At 69.2% G+C, this 16,610-nt stretch carries 14 protein-coding genes, 1 tRNA gene and 1 pseudogene; 9 read left to right on the top strand and 7 right to left on the bottom strand.

The features are described 5' to 3' along the window. Nucleotides 1-21 precede the first annotated feature (21 nt). From V5F63_RS08665 to V5F63_RS08655, 3 genes are all read left to right on the top strand, one after another. Entirely contained in the window at nt 22-486 is a 465-nt protein-coding gene (locus V5F63_RS08665) for a tRNA (cytidine(34)-2'-O)-methyltransferase (protein WP_394102194.1), read from the top strand. A 67-nt stretch (nt 487-553) separates the two neighbouring features. Further along, nucleotides 554-1,495: an oxygen-dependent coproporphyrinogen oxidase gene (gene hemF, locus V5F63_RS08660; RefSeq protein WP_394102193.1), complete on the top strand. Its 942-nt coding sequence runs from the start codon at nt 554-556 to the stop codon at nt 1,493-1,495. 73 nt (nt 1,496-1,568) lie between these two features. Then, the gene (locus tag V5F63_RS08655; protein WP_209488656.1) at nt 1,569-1,778 is read left to right on the top strand and encodes a YodC family protein; all 210 of its coding nucleotides are present in this window, start codon (nt 1,569-1,571) and stop codon (nt 1,776-1,778) included. A gap of 3 nt (nt 1,779-1,781) precedes the next feature. Here the strand turns inward: V5F63_RS08655 and V5F63_RS08650 are convergent, their stop codons facing one another. Genes V5F63_RS08650 through V5F63_RS08635 form a run of 4 tightly spaced genes read right to left on the bottom strand, consistent with a single transcriptional unit; the run spans nt 1,782 to nt 4,607 of the window. Beyond that, nucleotides 1,782-3,020: a CCA tRNA nucleotidyltransferase gene (locus V5F63_RS08650; RefSeq protein WP_394102192.1), complete on the bottom strand. Its 1,239-nt coding sequence runs from the start codon at nt 3,018-3,020 to the stop codon at nt 1,782-1,784. Further along, the gene (locus V5F63_RS08645; protein WP_209488654.1) at nt 3,017-3,277 is read right to left on the bottom strand and encodes a DUF6111 family protein; all 261 of its coding nucleotides are present in this window, start codon (nt 3,275-3,277) and stop codon (nt 3,017-3,019) included. The genes V5F63_RS08650 and V5F63_RS08645 overlap by 4 nt, the downstream gene beginning before the upstream one ends. Then, nucleotides 3,277-3,954: a CoA pyrophosphatase gene (locus V5F63_RS08640; protein ID WP_394102191.1), complete on the bottom strand. Its 678-nt coding sequence runs from the start codon at nt 3,952-3,954 to the stop codon at nt 3,277-3,279. The genes V5F63_RS08645 and V5F63_RS08640 overlap by 1 nt, the downstream gene beginning before the upstream one ends. After that, nucleotides 3,954-4,607: a DUF1285 domain-containing protein gene (locus tag V5F63_RS08635; RefSeq protein ID WP_394102190.1), complete on the bottom strand. Its 654-nt coding sequence runs from the start codon at nt 4,605-4,607 to the stop codon at nt 3,954-3,956. The genes V5F63_RS08640 and V5F63_RS08635 overlap by 1 nt, the downstream gene beginning before the upstream one ends. A 401-nt stretch (nt 4,608-5,008) precedes the next feature. On the opposite strand from V5F63_RS08635, the gene V5F63_RS08630 reads away from it, so the two are divergent. The 4 genes from V5F63_RS08630 to V5F63_RS08615 all read left to right on the top strand — a co-directional run bounded on the left by V5F63_RS08630 (nt 5,009) and on the right by V5F63_RS08615 (nt 12,083). Next, a complete protein-coding gene (locus tag V5F63_RS08630) occupies nt 5,009-6,010 on the top strand; it encodes an AAA family ATPase (protein WP_209488651.1) in 1,002 nt (333 codons plus the stop codon). Nucleotides 6,011-6,030: 20 nt separating this feature from the next. Then, on the top strand, nt 6,031-6,996 hold the full coding sequence (locus V5F63_RS08625) for a DUF58 domain-containing protein (protein ID WP_394102189.1): 966 nt from the start codon (nt 6,031-6,033) through the stop codon (nt 6,994-6,996). Then, nucleotides 6,996-9,827 carry a DUF4159 domain-containing protein gene (locus tag V5F63_RS08620; protein ID WP_394102188.1) on the top strand — a complete coding sequence of 944 codons (2,832 nt, stop codon included), beginning with the start codon at nt 6,996-6,998 and terminating at the stop codon, nt 9,825-9,827. Before V5F63_RS08625 ends, V5F63_RS08620 begins: the two co-directional genes overlap by 1 nt. A gap of 189 nt (nt 9,828-10,016) precedes the next feature. Then, on the top strand, nt 10,017-12,083 hold the full coding sequence (locus tag V5F63_RS08615) for a hypothetical protein (protein WP_394102187.1): 2,067 nt from the start codon (nt 10,017-10,019) through the stop codon (nt 12,081-12,083). 304 nt (nt 12,084-12,387) lie between these two features. Here V5F63_RS08615 and V5F63_RS08610 read toward each other — a convergent pair whose 3' ends face one another. Genes V5F63_RS08610 through V5F63_RS08600 form a run of 3 tightly spaced genes read right to left on the bottom strand, consistent with a single transcriptional unit; the run spans nt 12,388 to nt 15,296 of the window. Next, entirely contained in the window at nt 12,388-13,203 is an 816-nt protein-coding gene (locus V5F63_RS08610) for an ABC transporter permease (protein WP_209488647.1), read from the bottom strand. Continuing rightward, a complete protein-coding gene (locus V5F63_RS08605) occupies nt 13,200-14,117 on the bottom strand; it encodes an ABC transporter permease subunit (protein WP_209488646.1) in 918 nt (305 codons plus the stop codon). Before V5F63_RS08605 ends, V5F63_RS08610 begins: the two co-directional genes overlap by 4 nt. A 12-nt stretch (nt 14,118-14,129) precedes the next feature. Beyond that, nucleotides 14,130-15,296: an ABC transporter ATP-binding protein gene (locus V5F63_RS08600; protein ID WP_209488645.1), complete on the bottom strand. Its 1,167-nt coding sequence runs from the start codon at nt 15,294-15,296 to the stop codon at nt 14,130-14,132. 246 nt (nt 15,297-15,542) lie between these two features. On the opposite strand from V5F63_RS08600, the gene V5F63_RS08595 reads away from it, so the two are divergent. Together V5F63_RS08595 and V5F63_RS08590 are read left to right on the top strand one after the other, a co-directional pair. Further along, a tRNA-Thr gene (locus V5F63_RS08595) sits at nt 15,543-15,617 on the top strand. Between the two features lie 402 nt (nt 15,618-16,019). Continuing rightward, nucleotides 16,020-16,451, top strand: a pseudogene (locus V5F63_RS08590) (integrase core domain-containing protein); the annotation flags it as partial. Between the last annotated feature and the right edge of the window lie 159 nt (nt 16,452-16,610).

Raw genomic sequence — 16,610 nt, 5'->3', positions numbered from 1 at the left:
CGTCCCCGCCGGAGCCTTCCCTTGACCCTGCGCATCGCCCTCTATTGCCCGGACATCGCGCAGAATGCCGGTGCCATCCTGCGCACCGGCGCCTGCCTGGGGGCGGAAGTGCACATTATCGAGCCGGCGGGCTTCCCCGTGGGAGACGCCGGCTTCCGCCGCGCCGGCATGGACTATATCGATAAGGTGGTCTGGCGACGGCACGCCTCGTTCGCCGCCTTCGATGCGGAGCGCCGCGCGGAAGGCAGCCGGCTTGTGCTCCTCACGACCGCCGGCGCCGAACCGCTGTTCGGCTTCTCCTTCCAGCCCGACGACGTGATCCTGTTCGGCCGCGAATCCGCCGGTGTGCCGCCGGAGGTTCACGGGGCGGCGGATGCTCGGGTGCGCATTCCCATGCGGCCGGGCGTGCGCTCCCTCAATGTGGCGGTCAGCGCCGGCATCGTCCTCGCCGAGGCGCTGCGGCAGACGGGCGGCCTGCCCGGCTGAGCTTTCTTCCGCCGCAGGGAGGCGATAGAAGCGCGCCAGCCAGAAGACCAGCGAAGGCGGAACGCTCATGGAAAACCCCAAGCCCCCTGCTTCCGCCCCCGCCCCGGCAACCGCAGATGCCGTGCTGGACGCGCGCCGCGCGCAGGCCCGCGCGTGGTTCGAGGACTTGCAGGGCCGCATCATCGCGGCCTTCGAGGCGCTGGAGGACGAGGCCGATCCGGCGCTCTATGGCCCCTCCCCGTCCCGCTTCGTCCGCACGCCGTGGACGCGCACGGACCATACCGGCGCGCCGGGCGGCGGCGGCACCATGGCGCTCATGCGCGGGCGCCTGTTCGAGAAGGTGGGCGTCCATACCTCCACCGTGTTCGGCGAGTTCGCGCCCGAGTTTCGCAGCCAGATTCCCGGCGCCGCCGAGGACCCGCGCTTCTGGGCGTCGGGCATCTCGCTCATCGCGCACATGGCCAATCCGCATGTGCCCGCCGTCCACATGAACACGCGCTTCGTCGTCACCACCAAGGCGTGGTTCGGCGGCGGAGCGGACCTGACTCCTGTGCTGTCGCGCCGGCGCACCCAGGAGGACGAAGACACCCTCGCCTTCCACCGCGCCTTCGAAGCGTCCTGCGCCGCCCACCCGGTGGCGGACTATCCGCGCTACAAGGCGTGGTGTGACGAGTATTTCTTCCTGAAGCACCGCAACGAGATGCGCGGCATCGGCGGCATCTTCTACGACTATCTGGACTCGGCGGCAGCCGGCAAAGGCCGATGGGAGGATGATTTCGCCTTCACCCGCGAGGTCGGCCTTGCCTTCCTCGACATCTACCCCCGCCTCGTGCGTGCCAACATGGCGACGCCGTGGACGCAGGACGACCGCGAGGAGCAACTCGTTCGGCGCGGGCGCTATGTGGAATTCAACCTGCTCTATGACCGGGGGACGATCTTCGGGCTCAGGACGGGCGGCAACGTGGATTCGATCCTCTCCTCCATGCCGCCGGTGGTGAAGTGGCCGTGATCGGCCCGTCATAAAGGAGCACTAAGGCTTGCCGGTGCGTCGGCCCCTTCGCGGCCGGCCCGGAGACACAGCCATGGCGTTCGCCCCCGGAGATATCGTCCAGCTCAAGTCCGGCAGCCCCGCCCTCACCGTCGTCACCGCCTCCGAGACGGAGATCTCGGTGGTGTGGTTCGCCGAGGACGTGAGCGAGTTCCGCAAGGAAACCCTGCCCGCCGTCGCGGTGGAGAAGCTCGAGATCGCCGATTTCGAGGAAGAGGACGAGGAAGAAGACGACGAGGACTGAGGCCTAGACAGGCCCACCCTCCGTGTCGATCGACGCCCGTAGGAGGGCGTCGATCCGCGCGCGATCCCCGGGAAAGCCGGCGTCGATCCATGCCACCTCAGCCCGCCGAAGCGCCGTACCGAGGGCGCGTCCCGGCTTGAGCCCGAGCGCCATCAGATCATCTGCGCTAAAGGGCGGCCGCGGCACCGTCCAGTGCGTCGCCAGCCGGCCGATCCGCTCCATGCCGCCCCGTCCGCGCGCCGCCGCCAGCAGGGCGCGATCGCGGGCGGCGTCCGCGCCGGTGCGGTAGATGAAAGCCTGTGCGGCTGCATCGTCGCCAACCTCCGGCACGGGGCCTGCCATGAGCGCGAGACGCCGCGCCTCGGCATTGGACAGGCGCAGCTTTCCGCGCAGACGGTCCGCATCGTCCGACACCCGCAAGGCAAGGGCGGCGAGGCGGCGGATGGCATCCGGCGGGACGTTCCTGCCCTGCGCACGCCATTGCGCCTCGATCTCCACCAGCCGCGCGAAGGCGCGGGCATCGGCGATGCCACCGATCAGCGGCTGGATGAGACCCGCATCGCTCATGGTCGCGAGCGTCGCCGCCGCGCCGGGGGCAAGCAGCAGCTTCAGCAATTCCGCGCGCACCCGCTCGTGCGATAGGGACAGCAGGCCCTGCCGAAGGCGCACCGCCCCGGAAAAGGCCGCCCCATCCACCGCGCCGGCCCCGTAGGCCGCGTGGAAGCGGAACAGCCGCAGGATGCGCAGGTAATCCTCGCGGATGCGCGCCTCCGGCGAGCCGATGAAGCGCACCTTGCGCGCCTCGAGATCGGCAAGGCCACCCACAAGGTCCAGCACCGTGCCGTCCGCAGCCGCATAGAGCGCGTTCAGCGTGAAGTCGCGCCGTTCGGCATCATGCTCCCAGCTCCGGCCGAAGCGCACCACCGCCCGCCTGCCGTCGGTCTCCACATCCTCGCGCAGGGTGGTGACCTCGTATCCATGGTGGCCCGACACCACCGTGACCGTGCCATGCTCGATGCCGGTGGGCACCGCCTTCAGGCCGGCGCGTGAGGCACGGGCGGCGACCTCCTGCGGCACGGCGGTGGTGGCGATGTCCACGTCGGTCACTGGCAGACCGAGCAGCGAATTGCGCACCGCGCCGCCGACCACCCGCGCTTCCTCTCCGCCGCCGTTCAGGACTGCGAGGAGGGGCGCAAGGCCGGGCGTCGCCCAGAACGGGGCGCCGGCAACGCTCGCTGTCATTCGAAATGCCCCGGCACGAACACGCCGTCCTTCGTCTGCGCGGGTACGTAATGCGCGCCGGGGGGCGCCACGCGGCCATGCTCGAACAGGAAGAGCCCCAGAACGACAAGAGCCACTGCCGCGAAGGCGGTGACCGCGAGGGCGCGGGGCGACCAGTTGGCCGGCACTGCCGAGCCTTTGGTCGCGATCAGCAGGGCGCCGTAGAGCAGGAACGGCGTAAGGAACAGGGCAAGTTCAATGAGCAGGCTGCGCGCCATCAGGCGTAGACCTTCTCGTAAAGGTTGCGCAGCATGCCCGCCGTCGCGCCCCAGATATTATGCCCCTCGAACGGCATCACGTAATAATGCCGCAGCGTGCCCTTCCATTCCCGCGACTGGCGCTCGTGGTTGCGCGGGCTCATGAGGAAACCGAGCGGCACCTCGAACGCCTCCTCCACCTCGGCCGGATTGAGCGTGAGCGTATAGGCCGGGTCCACCAGCGCCACCACCGGCACAATCCAGAAGCCGGTGCCAGAGAGGTAGCCGTCGAGGAAGCCGAGCGGACGGACCCGCGCCGAATCAAGCCCCACCTCCTCGCGCGCCTCCCTGAGCGCCGCGTCGATCTCGTCCTTGTCGCCGGGATCGACGCGCCCGCCCGGAAACGCCACCTGCCCCGCATGCTGCGAGAGGTGTGATGACCGAAGCGTCAGCAGGATTGTCGGCTCCGGCCGGGCGATCACCGGCACAAGCACGGCGGCGTGGCGGGGGCGCTCCTGCGGGATGAGGCTGACCTTTTCCGGCTGCAAGGCGTGATCGCCGTTGAGAGCGAGAAAGTCGCCTTCGGAATAGAACGGCGGCGGTGTGGGCGACAGGCGCTCCCCGGCGCGGCGCAGGAAATCAGCGAGGCTTCCGCCTGCGCTGTTGGTTTCGGAAAACGCTTCATCGAACGCCCGCATCAGTCCAGTCCCAGTTCGGCCGCCGGAAGGATGGGGAAGAAGAGCCCGCCCGACGCCACCCCGAACATGGGGACGCCGCCCTCTTCCCGCACCTCCCCGAGTTCCATCAGGTCGAGATGCACCGCCCGCGACAGCCGCGCCTCCAGCCCACGGCGAACGTGCAGGTAGGGCACCACTTCGCCCTCTCCAGCCCCGTGGGCGAAGCGCAGTTGGTGGCCGGGCCCGCAGCGCACCACGTCGTCGAGATTGGTGCGGAAGACGAGAGTGGCGCCCCGGGGTCCGTGCTCTGCCGCACCGGCCTCCACCGCCATATCGACAGCGAGGAACGGCGCATCCTCCACTGTGATGCCCACCTTTTCCACCGGCGTCTTGAGCACGAAGCGCTCGCCTTCCCGCGCGAGCACGGAGGCGAACAGCTTGACCAGCGCCGGGCGCGTGATGGGGGTGCCCATGTAGGTCCACGTCCCGTCGGCCCGGATCACCATGTCCATGTCGCCGCAATCGGGCGGGTTCCACAGCTCTACCGGCGCCGGACCCTTCCCCCCGCCGGCGCGGGCGGCCGCCATCAGCGCCTCCAGCCGGCCGGCGGCCGAGGAGGTGGTGGATGCGGCGTCCGGCGAAACGGGGGGCGTGTCTGGCTCAGGTGCGGGCATCTGGTCTCCTTGGCCGGTCACGCCGCGAAAAAGCGGCGGGCTCGCGATGACGTGAGTGCGGCGCACCCGCGCAGCGTTCGGGGGGGCTCGACGCACGCGCATCATATCGTAAGCTCTGTGTCCGGGTGGCGCGACGTTTGCAAGACTTCGCGAGACGGGCCTTTTCACGCGGAGACCGCAAGGCGGCCCCGTGGTTCGGCGTCCGTCCCAGGCCGGCGCATGGAACGGCCCGCCCGATGCCCATCAGACCGGCAGAGGGCGGAACGGCCCGGCGAAGGAGGAGCGGAGGCGTTTTGTTGCCGCTTTTGGCAGCAAGCTTGCGGTGCATGTTCGGCATGCGGGCAAGTGTGCGTGCGGTGCGTATTTGGCGTGCGATTCGTTCGCGTGGAGGAGATGAGCATATGTCGGCTGCCGGCGAGACCTTCGACCTCGACCAGATGATCATCCGCAACGCGGAAGCCGCCGCCGCCCACGTGAAGGCCGCCCGCGCGGCCATTTCCAACGTCATCTTCGGGCAGGAAACTGTGGTGGAGCGCGCGCTCATCACCATTCTCGCCGGCGGCCATGCGCTGCTCGTCGGCGTGCCGGGCCTTGCCAAGACCAAGCTCGTGGACACCATGGGCACGGTGCTGGGCCTCGATGCCCGTCGCGTGCAGTTCACGCCGGACCTGATGCCTTCCGACATCCTCGGCGCCGAGGTGCTGGAAGAATCGGCCGGCGGGCGGCGCGCCTTCCGCTTCATCAAGGGTCCGATCTTCGCCCAGTTGCTGATGGCGGACGAGATCAACCGCGCCTCGCCCCGCACCCAGTCGGCCTTGCTGCAGGCCATGCAGGAATACCACGTCACCGTCGCCGGCGAGCGGCATGACCTGCCCAAGCCCTTCCATGTGCTCGCGACCCAGAACCCGCTGGAGCAGGAAGGCACCTATCCCCTCCCCGAGGCGCAGCTCGACCGTTTCCTGATGGAGATCGACGTGGATTATCCGGACCGCGATGCGGAGCGGAAGATCCTGTTCGAAACCACCTCGGCGGAGGAGCAGAAGCCCCGCGCCGCCATGACGGTGGACGACCTTATCGCCGCCCAGCGCCTCGTCCGCCGCCTGCCGGTGGGCGAATCGGTGGTGGAGGCCATTCTCACCCTGGTCCGCTCCGCCCGTCCGGGCGCGGAAGGGCCGGAGCAGGCCTATATCGCCTGGGGTCCTGGCCCGCGCGCCAGCCAGGCGCTGATGCTGGCGGTGCGCGCCCGTGCCCTGCTGGACGGGCGCTATGCGCCTTCCCTCGACGACGTGGTGGCCCTCGCCGAACCGGTGCTGAAGCATCGCATGGCGCTGACCTTCGCCGCCCGCGCCGAGCGCCAGAGCGTCACCGGCATCATCCGCCGCCTCACCGAGCGACTCGGGTGAGCGCGGACCGGCCCGCGCCCATGGCAACCGCTGCGAAAGGCCAGACCACGACCGACGATGCGCATCAGGCGGTCGAGACGGCCACCCACGCCGCGGCCGATCTCGCGGCGGCCATGCCGCGGCTTGTCCTGGAGGCACGGCGTATCGCCATGAGCGTGCAGCACGGCCTGCACGGGCGACGCCGCGCGGGCACCGGAGAGAACTTCTGGCAGTATCGCCGCTTCGTGGATGGCGAGCCGGCGAACCGCGTGGACTGGCGCCGCTCCGCCCGCGACGACCATCTGTATGTGCGCGAGCGCGAGTGGGAGGCAAGCCACACGGTGTGGATCTGGCCCGATCTTTCGGCATCCATGAATTACGCTTCCCGGGGACAGGCACCGAAGCGCGAGCGCGCGCTGGTGGTGGCCTTCGCCCTCGCCGAGTTGCTGGTGAAGGGCGGCGAGCGCGTGGGCATTCCCGAGTTGATGCGCCCGTCCGCCAACCGCCGCATTGTCGAGCGCATGGCCGAGGCCGTGGTGCTGGCACCGCGCCTGCCGGCGAGCCTGCCGCCCGAGTTCGGTCCCTCGCCCTTGTCGGAAATCGTTCTGTTCAGTGATTTCTGGAGCCCGGCGGACCAGATCGAGGCGCGCCTCCACACGCTGGCCGCGTCCGGCGCCCATGGCCATCTGGTGCAGATCGTGGACCCGGCGGAGGAGACCTTCCCCTTCTCCGGCCGAATCGAGTTCCGCGAGCCCGAGGGCGGCGACCGCCTGACCGTCGGCCGGGCCGAGAGCTGGAAGGCCGACTATGACCTGAAGCTGGTCGATCACCGCGCGCGCCTGCGCGCCGCGGCGGAGCGTCTCGGCTGGAGCTTCGCCATCCACCGCACCGACCGTCCGGCGAGCGAGATGCTGCTCGCCCTGCACCAGCGCATGAGCGTGGGCGGCGGTCCTTCCGCTTTGCCGAAGGGCGGCGGACATGCCTACGTGTCCGGAGGACCGGCCTGATGTTCGGTCTCCCCCTCGCTTTCTCCGCGCCACTGCTGCTCACCGCCTTCCTGGCGCTGCCGCTGCTGTGGTTCCTGCTGCGCGTGGTGCCGCCGAAGCCGCGCGAGGTGAGCTTCCCGCCGCTGCGCCTGCTGCTCGGCATCACGCCCAAGGAGGAGAGCGCGGCGCGCACGCCATGGTGGCTCACGGCTCTCAGGATGCTGCTCGCCGCACTCGTGATCCTCGCCGCCGCCGGCCCCATCTGGAATCCGCCCGCCGCGGCGCCGGCCGGCTCCGGGCCGCTTCTCCTCGTCATCGATCAGGGCTGGCCGGCCGCCGCGAGCTGGGAGGCCCGCCGCAGCGCCGCAGCGGCCCTCATCGACGAGGCAGAGACCGACGGGCGCGGCGTCGCCCTCATCCCCACCGGCGACGTGCCGCGCGAGGCGACGCTCTCCACCCCCGCCGCCGCGCGGGACCGCCTCCGCTCGCTGGAGCCGGTGCCCTATGCGCCGGCCCGCAAGGAGGCGCTGGCGCTGGCCGGGCGCCTCCTCGGCGCGGAGCCCAGCGCGGGCGTGGTCTACATTTCCGATGGCGTCGACCTTGGCGCCGATCCCGACACCGCCCGCGCCTTCGCCGACCTCGGCGCCGGCGCCCGGCTGCTTGTGGTGGGTGGCGGCGTCGCCGAGCCGCTCGCGCTCGCGGCGGCGGAGAATGCAGCCGAGGCGCTCACTGTGAAGGTGGTGCGCCCCACGTCCGGTGCCCCCCGCGCCGGCCGCGTGACGGCCCGCGACATGCGCGGCCTCGTCCTCGCCGAAGCGCCTTTCACTTTGCCGGAGGGCACGAGCGAGGTGGACGCCCGCTTCGACCTGCCGGTGGAACTGCGCAACGAAGTGGCGCGGCTGGAGATTGCCGGCGAGCACTCGGCCGGCGCCGTGCAGCTTCTGGACAAGCGGTGGCGGCGGCGCTCGGTGGGCGTCGTCTCAGGCACCTCCACCGACACCGGCCAGCCGCTGCTGGCGCCGACTTATTATCTCTCCCGCGCGCTCGGCCCCTTCGCCGACCTGCGGGTGGCGGAGACGGGATCGGCCACGGAGAACATCAACCGCTTCCTGGACCAGCGCCTGCCCGTGCTGGCGCTGACCGATGTCGGCACCATTCCGCCCGCCACCCGCAACCGGCTCGCCAAGTTCGTGGAAGACGGCGGCGTGCTCATCCGCTTCGCCGGTCCGCGCCTCGCCAATGCGCAGGACGATCTCCTGCCCGTGCGCCTGCGACGCGGCGGCCGTGTTCTGGGCGGCTCCCTGTCGTGGGAGACGCCGCAGAAGCTCGGCTCCCTGACGCCGGAAGGCCCCTTCCGCGACATCAAGCCCGCCGACGACGTGACGGTGAACCGGCAGGTGCTCGCCGAGCCGGACGGCACGCTCGGCGACCGCACGTGGGCGACGCTCGCGGACGGCACGCCCCTCGTCACCGGTACCCGCCGGGGCAAGGGCGCGCTGGTGCTGTTCCATGTCACCGGCGACACCTCCTGGTCGAACCTGCCCCTTTCCGGCACATTCGTTGAGATGCTGCGCCACGTGGTTGCCCTGTCCGACGCCCCGCCCCCGCCCGAGACGGCACCCGCCGGCACGGCGCTCCAATCCGCTGGCCGGCCGGATGTGGCGGCGCTGCCGCCCGCCCGCGTGCTCGACGGCTTCGGCGCCTTCCGCCCCGCCGGCCCTACCGCCCGCGCCTTGCCCGCCGATTATCGCGGCCGCTCCACCGCCGATCATCCGCCCGGCTTTTACGGTCCGCCGGACGGCCTCGTGGCGGTGAACACCCTGCTACCGGCCGACCGCCCCAAGGTGCTTGATCTCGCAGCGTTGGGGGGCCGCACGGAGCCCTTGCAGGAGAGCGCGCCGCGCGACATGCGCGGGCCGATCCTGATCGGCGCCATGCTGTTGCTTCTTCTCGATGCGCTGGCGGTGCTGTTCCTGGCGGGAGGGCTCTCGCGCATGGGTGGAACGAAAGCCCGTCGCGGCGCCGCGGCGGCCCTCCTCGCCGCCCTCATGCTGGGCGCGACCGCCGGCGCCCTTGTGCCCGCCCCGGCCCGCGCCGACGATGGCTTCGCGCTGAAGGCCACCACGCAGACCCGCTTCGCTTATGTGGTGACGGGCGACAGCGAGGTGGACGACATCTCCCGCGCCGGCCTCGACGGCCTTGCGACCTTCCTCGGCCAGCGCACCGCGCTGCAGGCGGGAGAGGCCATGGGCGTGGACCTCGCGCGGGACGAGCTTGCCTTTTTCCCCGTGCTCTACTGGCCCATCCTCGCCAACACGCCCATTCCCGCCCAGCCGGTGCTGGCGCGCATCGATACCTATATGAAGCAGGGCGGCACGGTGATCTTCGATACCCGCGACGCCATCGAATCCCCCGGCGGCCCCGGCGCGCCGCTCACCCCGGCGCAGGCGCGGCTGAAGGAAATCCTCTCCCGCCTCGACATTCCGGAACTGGAGCCGGTGCCGCGCGACCACGTGCTCACCAAAGCCTTCTATCTCCTGAAGGATTTTCCCGGCCGCTTCACCGGCGGCACAACCTGGGTGGAAGCGCTACCCGCCGCCCGCGACGATGCCGACCGCCCCGCCCGCGCCGGCGACGGCGTGTCCCCCGTCATCATCACCTCGAACGATCTGGCCGGCGCCTGGGCCGTGTCACGCTCGGGCGAGCCGATGCTGCCGCTCACGCCCGGCGAGCCGCGCCAGCGCGAGATCGCCTTCCGGGCCGGTGCCAACATGGTGATGTACGTGCTGACCGGCAACTACAAGGCAGACCAGGTGCATGTTCCGGCGCTGCTGGAACGGCTGGGGCAATAGCATGCATACGCCCGGCCGTTCGGTCTTCTTCCCGCGCTCGCCGCTCGCCTCCCCTCTCCCCTTGCGGGAGAGGGGCCGGGGGGTGAGGGGGTGGCTCCGCCAGGCTTTCCCGGCGGCCCCCTTGCCCGGCAGACCCCTCACCCCGGCCCTCTCCCGCAAGGGGAGAGGGAGTCGCGCGAGTGACCAAGCATGAGCTACGGCCTCACCTTCTCCCCCTTCCTGCCGCTGCCGGCGCTGATAGCGGTTGCGGTCGCGGCTGCGCTGCTGGCGGGCCTGCTCGTCTATTCCCGCACCCGCGGCTCGGTGTTCCGCGCGCTGGCGCTGGCGGTGGGCCTGCTCGCCCTCGCCAACCCCTCTTTCACCCGCGAGGAGCGCGAGCCGCTGTCCTCCGTGGTGGCGGTGGTGGTGGACAAGAGCCAGTCGCAATCCTTCGGCGAACGCACCCAGCAGACCGAGGCGGCGCGCGCCCAGCTCGCCGAACGCCTGGGCAAGCTTTCCGGCGTCGAGGTACGGACCATCGAGGCTGATGCGGGCGACGGCTCGGCGGACGGCACGCGCCTGTTCTCCGCGCTCTCGGCCGGCCTTGCCGACGTGCCGCCCGAGCGGGTGGCCGGCGCCATCATGATCACCGACGGGCGCGTCCATGACACGCCGGAGAATGCCGGCGCGCTCGGCTTCTCCGCTCCCGTCCATGCCCTCATCACCGGCCGTGCCGGCGAGCGGGATCGCCGCGTGGCGCTGGAGAAGACGCCGCGCTTCGGCATCGTCGGCCAGAAGCAGACCGTGACCTTCAAGGTGACGGACGAAGGTGCCCCGGCCGGCGCCCGCGTGCCCGTCACCATCCGCCGCGACGGCGAGGTGATCGGCCGGCCCACCGTCACCACCGGCCGCAGCGCCAGCATCGACGTGGACATCACCCACGCCGGCCCCAACATCGTCGAGTTCGAGGTGCCGCCGCTCGATGGCGAGCTGACGCAGGTGAACAACCGCACCGCCGTCGCCATCGACGGCGTGCGCGACAAGCTGCGCGTGCTCCTCGTTTCCGGCGAGCCGAACGTGGGCGAGCGCACCTGGCGCAACCTCTTGAAGAGCGACGCCAACGTGGACCTCGTCCACTTCACCATCCTGCGCCCGCCGGAGAAGCAGGACGGCACGCCCATCAACGAACTCTCGCTCATCGCTTTCCCGACCCGCGAGCTGTTCCAGACCAAGATCAAGGATTTCGACCTCATCATCTTCGACCGTTACGCCCAGCAGGGCGTGCTGCCGCAGATCTATTTCGACAATATCGTGCGCTACGTGCGCGCCGGTGGCGCCGTGCTGGTGGCGGCGGGTACGGACTTCATCGATACCGGCTCGCTCTACAACACGCCGCTGGAGGAGATTCTGCCCGGCATTCCGCGCGGGGAGGCCACCGATGCGCCCTACCACGCGAAGCTCACCGACCCCGGCAAGCGCCATCCCGTCACCCGCAACCTGCCGGGCTCGGAGAGCGACCCGCCCCACTGGAGCCGCTTCTTCCGCGTGATCGACGCGCAGGCGCGCTCCGGCACGAGCCTCATGTCCGCGCCCGGCGAAAAGCCGGTGCTGCTGGTGGACCGGGTGGGAGAGGGCCGCGTCGCCCTGCTCCTCTCGGACCACATCTGGCTGTGGGCGCGCGGCTATGAAGGCGGCGGCCCCCATATCGACCTGCTGCGCCGCCTGTCCCACTGGCTGATGAAGGAGCCGGACCTGGAGGAGGAGCGGCTCAAGCTCACCGTCTCCGGCCGCGATCTCATCGTGGAGCGCCAGACTATGGCGGACCAGGTGCCGCCCGCCACCGTCACCACCCCATCCGGCGCGCTGCGCACCCTCACCCTGGCGCAGGTGGAGCCCGGCCTTTGGCAGGCGAAGACGCCGGCCGATGAACTCGGCCTGTGGCGGGCGCAGAACGGCACGCTCAATGCACTAGCCAATATCGGCCCGCTGAATCCGAAGGAGTTCGCCGAGGTGACCAGCACCCGCGACGTGCTCGCCCCCATCGCGGCGGCCACCGGCGGCGGCGTGTGGCGCCTTGCCGACCTCAACGGGCAGGTGCCGCGCCTCGTGCAGGTCTCGGCCTCCGATAGGCTTGCCGGCGAGGACTGGATGGGCCTGAAGACGCGCGATGCCTCGGTCGTGCGCGGCATCGGCCTGTTCCCGATGTTCGCGGGCCTCTCCGGCCTGCTCCTGCTGCTCGGCGTCATCACCGCCGCCTGGGTGCGGGAGGGGCGCTGAGGCGGCCTTTCGCCGCGGACGCGGGACGGGCAGAACTTAAGGTTATGGTTAACACTTCACTGTCACGCTCCCGGTGTCTCGCACACCGGGAGTTTGGGCATGGCCACCGCCGCCTCCGTATCCGCTGATCGCAACCGTGGACTCGCCCTGCTGATGGGCGGAGCGATGCTGGCCGGCGCCTTGCTGCTCATGATCCAGATCGTGACCGCGTTCGGCGCTTTTGCCGCCGGGATGCCCTCGCGGCCCTGCGCCGAGGCGACGGCATGCGCGAACCGGTCGCCCGAAGGCCTTCGCCTCTCGCGCCCTATTGCAGCGCCGCCCGCTCCTCCGCCTGCCGCTGGTTCTCCGCGCGCTTGGTGAGAATGGAGGCGACGATGACCACCACCGTCACGATGGCGATGAGGATGGTGCAGACCGCGTTGATCTCCGGCGTCACGCCAAGGCGGACCTGCGAATAGATGCGCATGGGCAGCGTGGTCGCACCGGGCCCGGTGGTGAAGCTCGCGATCACGAGATCATCCAGCGACAGGGTGAAGGCCAGCATGAAGCCGGACACCACCGCCGGCAGGATGAGCGGCAAAGTGATCTTGATGAAGGTCTGGAACGGCGGGCAACCGAGATCCAGCGCCGCCTCCTCCAGCGTGCGGTCGAAGGTGACAAGGCGCGACTGCACCACCACGGCCACGAAGCACATGGTGAAGGTGATGTGGGCCAGCAGCACCGTCCAGAAGCCGCGGTCGAAATTCACCGCCACGAACAGCAGCAGCAGCGACAGGCCGGTGATGACCTCAGGCATGACGAGGGGCGCATAGATCATGCCCGAGAACAGGGTGCGGCCACCGAACCGCCCGTAGCGGGTCAGCGCCAGCGCCGCCATGGTGCCGAGCACGGTCGCCACCAGCGAGGAGAAGAAGGCGATGCGCAGCGTCACCCACGCGGCGTCGATGAGCTGCTCGTTCTCCAGCAGGGACCAGTACCATTGGGTGGAGAAGCCCGCCCACACGGTGACGAGGCGCGAGGCGTTGAAGGAGTAGATGACCAACAGAAGGATCGGGATGTAGAGGAAGGCGAATCCGAGCACGATGGACGTGATGTTGAACCAGGTGAGGCCCTTCTTCATTTGCCCGCCTCCAGTTCACGCTGCTGGATGTTCTGGTAGATGACGATGGGGATCACCAGAACCAGCAGCAGCAGCACCGCCACCGCCGATGACACCGTCCAGGAGCGGTTCACGGTGAACTCGGTCCACAGCGACTTGCCGATCATCAGGGTGTCGGAGCCGCCGAGCAGATCGGGGATCACGAACTCGCCCACCGCCGGGATGAAGCACAGCAGCGCGCCGGCGGCGACGCCCGGGATGGAGAGCGGGAAGGTGATGGTCCAGAACGCCTTGGTCGGTGGGCAGCCGAGGTCTGCCGCGGCCTCAAGAAGCGTCAGATCCAGCTTCTCCAGCGCCGAGTAGAGCGGCAGCACCATGAACGGCAGGTAGGAATAGACGATGCCGATATAGACCGCGAGATTGGTGTTCAGGATCTCCAGCGGCGTATCGATGACGCCCAGCGCCATGAGCCCCTGGTTCAGCAGGCCCTCCGGCGAGAGGATGCCGATCCAGGCGTAGACGCGGATCAGGAACGAGGTCCAGAACGGCAGGATCACCAGCATCAGCAGCGTCGGCTGGATGGAGCGCGGCGCCCGCGCCATGCCGTAGGCGATGGGGTAGCCCACCAGCAGCAGAAGCACGGTGGAGATGGAGGCGATCACAAGGCTTGAGCCGTAGGCCTCCAGGAACTCGTTGGAGAAATCGAGCACGTAGCCGTAATTGGCCAAGGAGAGCTGCGAGAGGAAGTCCGTCAGCCCCGCAAGGCCGTTGGACAGATCGAGCTGCGGGGCATAGGGCGGCTGGGCCACCACGTCCTGCGACAGCGAGATCTTGAACACGATGAGGAAGGGCGCGAGGAACAGCGCCAGAAGCCACAGATAGGGAACCGCGATTACGAACCAGCGGCCCCTGCCCTTCTCGCCCGCCATGGCCATGTCCGTTTCTCCTCAGCGGGTCAGCAGAACGCCGGCGTCGGGGTCGAAGGTGACCCACACCTCGTCTTCCCAGGAAATGGGGCGCGCCACCCGGCGCGACAGGTTCGGCTGGGACACCTTCAGCCGCTGACCGCAGGCGAGCTCCACATGGTAGATGGAGAGATCACCCAGGTAGCCGATATCCCAGATCTTGCCGGCGAAGATATTCTCGCTCCCCTCCGGCGGAGGATCGAGGGAGATCCGCAGCTTTTCCGGCCGGATGGCGATGCAGGCATTGCCCCCGGCGGCCACCTCGCACGGATGGGCCACGCTCAGCGGAGAAGGCGTCACATCGGAGGTCAGCCGGGTCATCTCGCCCTCGCAGGCGGTGACGGTGGATTCGATGAGATTCACCTCGCCGATGAAGTCGGCGATGTAGCGGGTGGCGGGCTGCTCGTAGATTTCAGCGGGCGGGGCTACCTGCACCAGCACGCCGTGATTCATGACGGCGATCCGGTCCGCCACGGTCATGGCCTCCTCCTGGTCGTGCGTCACGATCAGGAAGGTCATGCCGAGGGACATCTGCAGGTCCATCAGCTCAAACTGCGTCTCCTCGCGCAATTTCTTGTCGAGGGCGCCGAGCGGCTCGTCCAGCAGCAGCACCTTGGGCCGCTTGGCGAGGGATCGCGCCAGCGCCACGCGCTGGCGCTGGCCGCCGGACAGCTGGTGAGGCTTGCGCTTGGCGAACTGCTCCAGCTTGACGAGATGCAGCATCTCCTCGACGCGGGCATCGATGTCGGCCTTGGGCATCTTGTCCTGCTTCAGGCCGAAGGCGATGTTGTCCGCCACGTTCATGTGCGGGAACAGCGCGTAGGACTGGAACATCATGTTCACTGGCCGCCGGTAGGGCGGCACCCCCGCCAGATCCTCCCCGGCCAGCGTGAGGCGGCCGGAGGTGGGCTCCTCGAATCCGGCCAGCATGCGCATGAGGGTGGTCTTGCCGCAGCCAGAGGGGCCGAGCAGCGCGAAGAATTCCCGCTCGTAGATGTCGAGGCTGACGTTATTGACGGCGGTGAAGTCGCCGAACCGCTTGATGACGTTCTCGAAGCGGATGAGCGGGGTCTGGCCGGGGTCCTTCCACGGGGCGAATGTGCGCCGGACGGCGCCTATGGTTTCCTTGCGCGCCTTGTCCGCTGCCATGACTTCCCCCATCCAGGCCACGTAGGATGGAGGCTAGCTGGGCAGAAGGAAACGCTCAAGCCGCAAGCAGGCGCATTTTTTCGGCGAACGGCACCGGGGGTTTGCGCGGGCGTGTCCGTTTGTGGCGTCATCCACCGCCATCGGCACCCGGCCCCTTGCACCGCAGCGCCGCATGTACTAGAGGAGCGCTCCTGACGACGGCACACCCGTCGCCGCGGTCCCCGCTTCCATGCGGCCCGCCGGCACGCTGCGGTAGCTCAGTGGTAGAGCACTCCCTTGGTAAGGGAGAGGTCGAGAGTTCAATCCTCTCTCGCAGCACCATCTCAAAGCCTTATCCGGCCTCAGATCGTTGAAAATTAGGGATTTTCGGGTCGCTCACTGGTACACAGGAGCGGCACACAATGGCCCTTCGCATGCCCCGCCCCGTCCGTCGCCGAGACACCTCCTTCCTCTCATTCCGCGCCCGAGTCCCCGCGGACATCGTTGATGCGACCAAGGGACAGGCCATTGCCCTGGCCTTCCCTGCCGAAGCCGGAGAACCGGAGCACGTCGCGCTGGTCAGGCCGGGGCGGGAGGTGAAGTTCTCGCTGCGCATCCGCAATCCGGCCGTCGCCAAGTCCCGCCGCGGCATCGCGCTTGCCCAGTTGGAGACGCGATGGAACGCGATACGATCCGGCCCTAAGCCCCTCACCCACCGCCAGATCATCCGCTATCGGGCGAGGTGTGCTGGCCGTCGTGGACGACTTCAGCCGGGAGTGCCTGGCGCTGGTTGCGGACACTTCGCTGTCGGGCCTTCGGGTGACGCGTGAACTGGATGGGCCAATGGCCATCCGGGGACAGCCCTCGTCCATCGTCTCCGACAACGGCACCGAGCTGACCTCGATGGCGGTGCTCAAATGGTGCCAGCAGACGGGCGTCGAATGGCACTATATCGCCCCGGGCAAGCCCATGCAGAACGGCTTCGTGGAGAGCTTCAACGGCCGGTTCCGGGACGAGTGCCTGAATGAGACCCTCTTCTCGAACCTGGCGCAGGCCCGCGCCACCATCGGCTCATGGAAGGAGGACTATAACCTCAACCGACCTCACTCGGCGCTGCGCCAGCGATCCCCAGCCGAGTTCGCCGCAACAATCAATCTGGAAACCGTGGCCGCCTGAGGCCACAAACCAACCTGCGGACTCTCGCCAGAACCGGAGGAGAAATGGGGCTCAGGTCAGGGGGGCCGCTCTGCATCCGTCGGTCGGTGGTGCATTTGCAGGAGCTGAGGGTCAGACAGTCGCTTGAGCCGATCAGGCTGGAGAGCGCCGTTCGAGACG

Source organism: Xanthobacter wiegelii (assembly GCF_043193855.2).
Taxonomy (GTDB): Bacteria; Pseudomonadota; Alphaproteobacteria; order Rhizobiales; family Xanthobacteraceae; genus Xanthobacter; species Xanthobacter flavus_A.
This window is presented reverse-complemented; position numbering and strand designations above follow the sequence as displayed.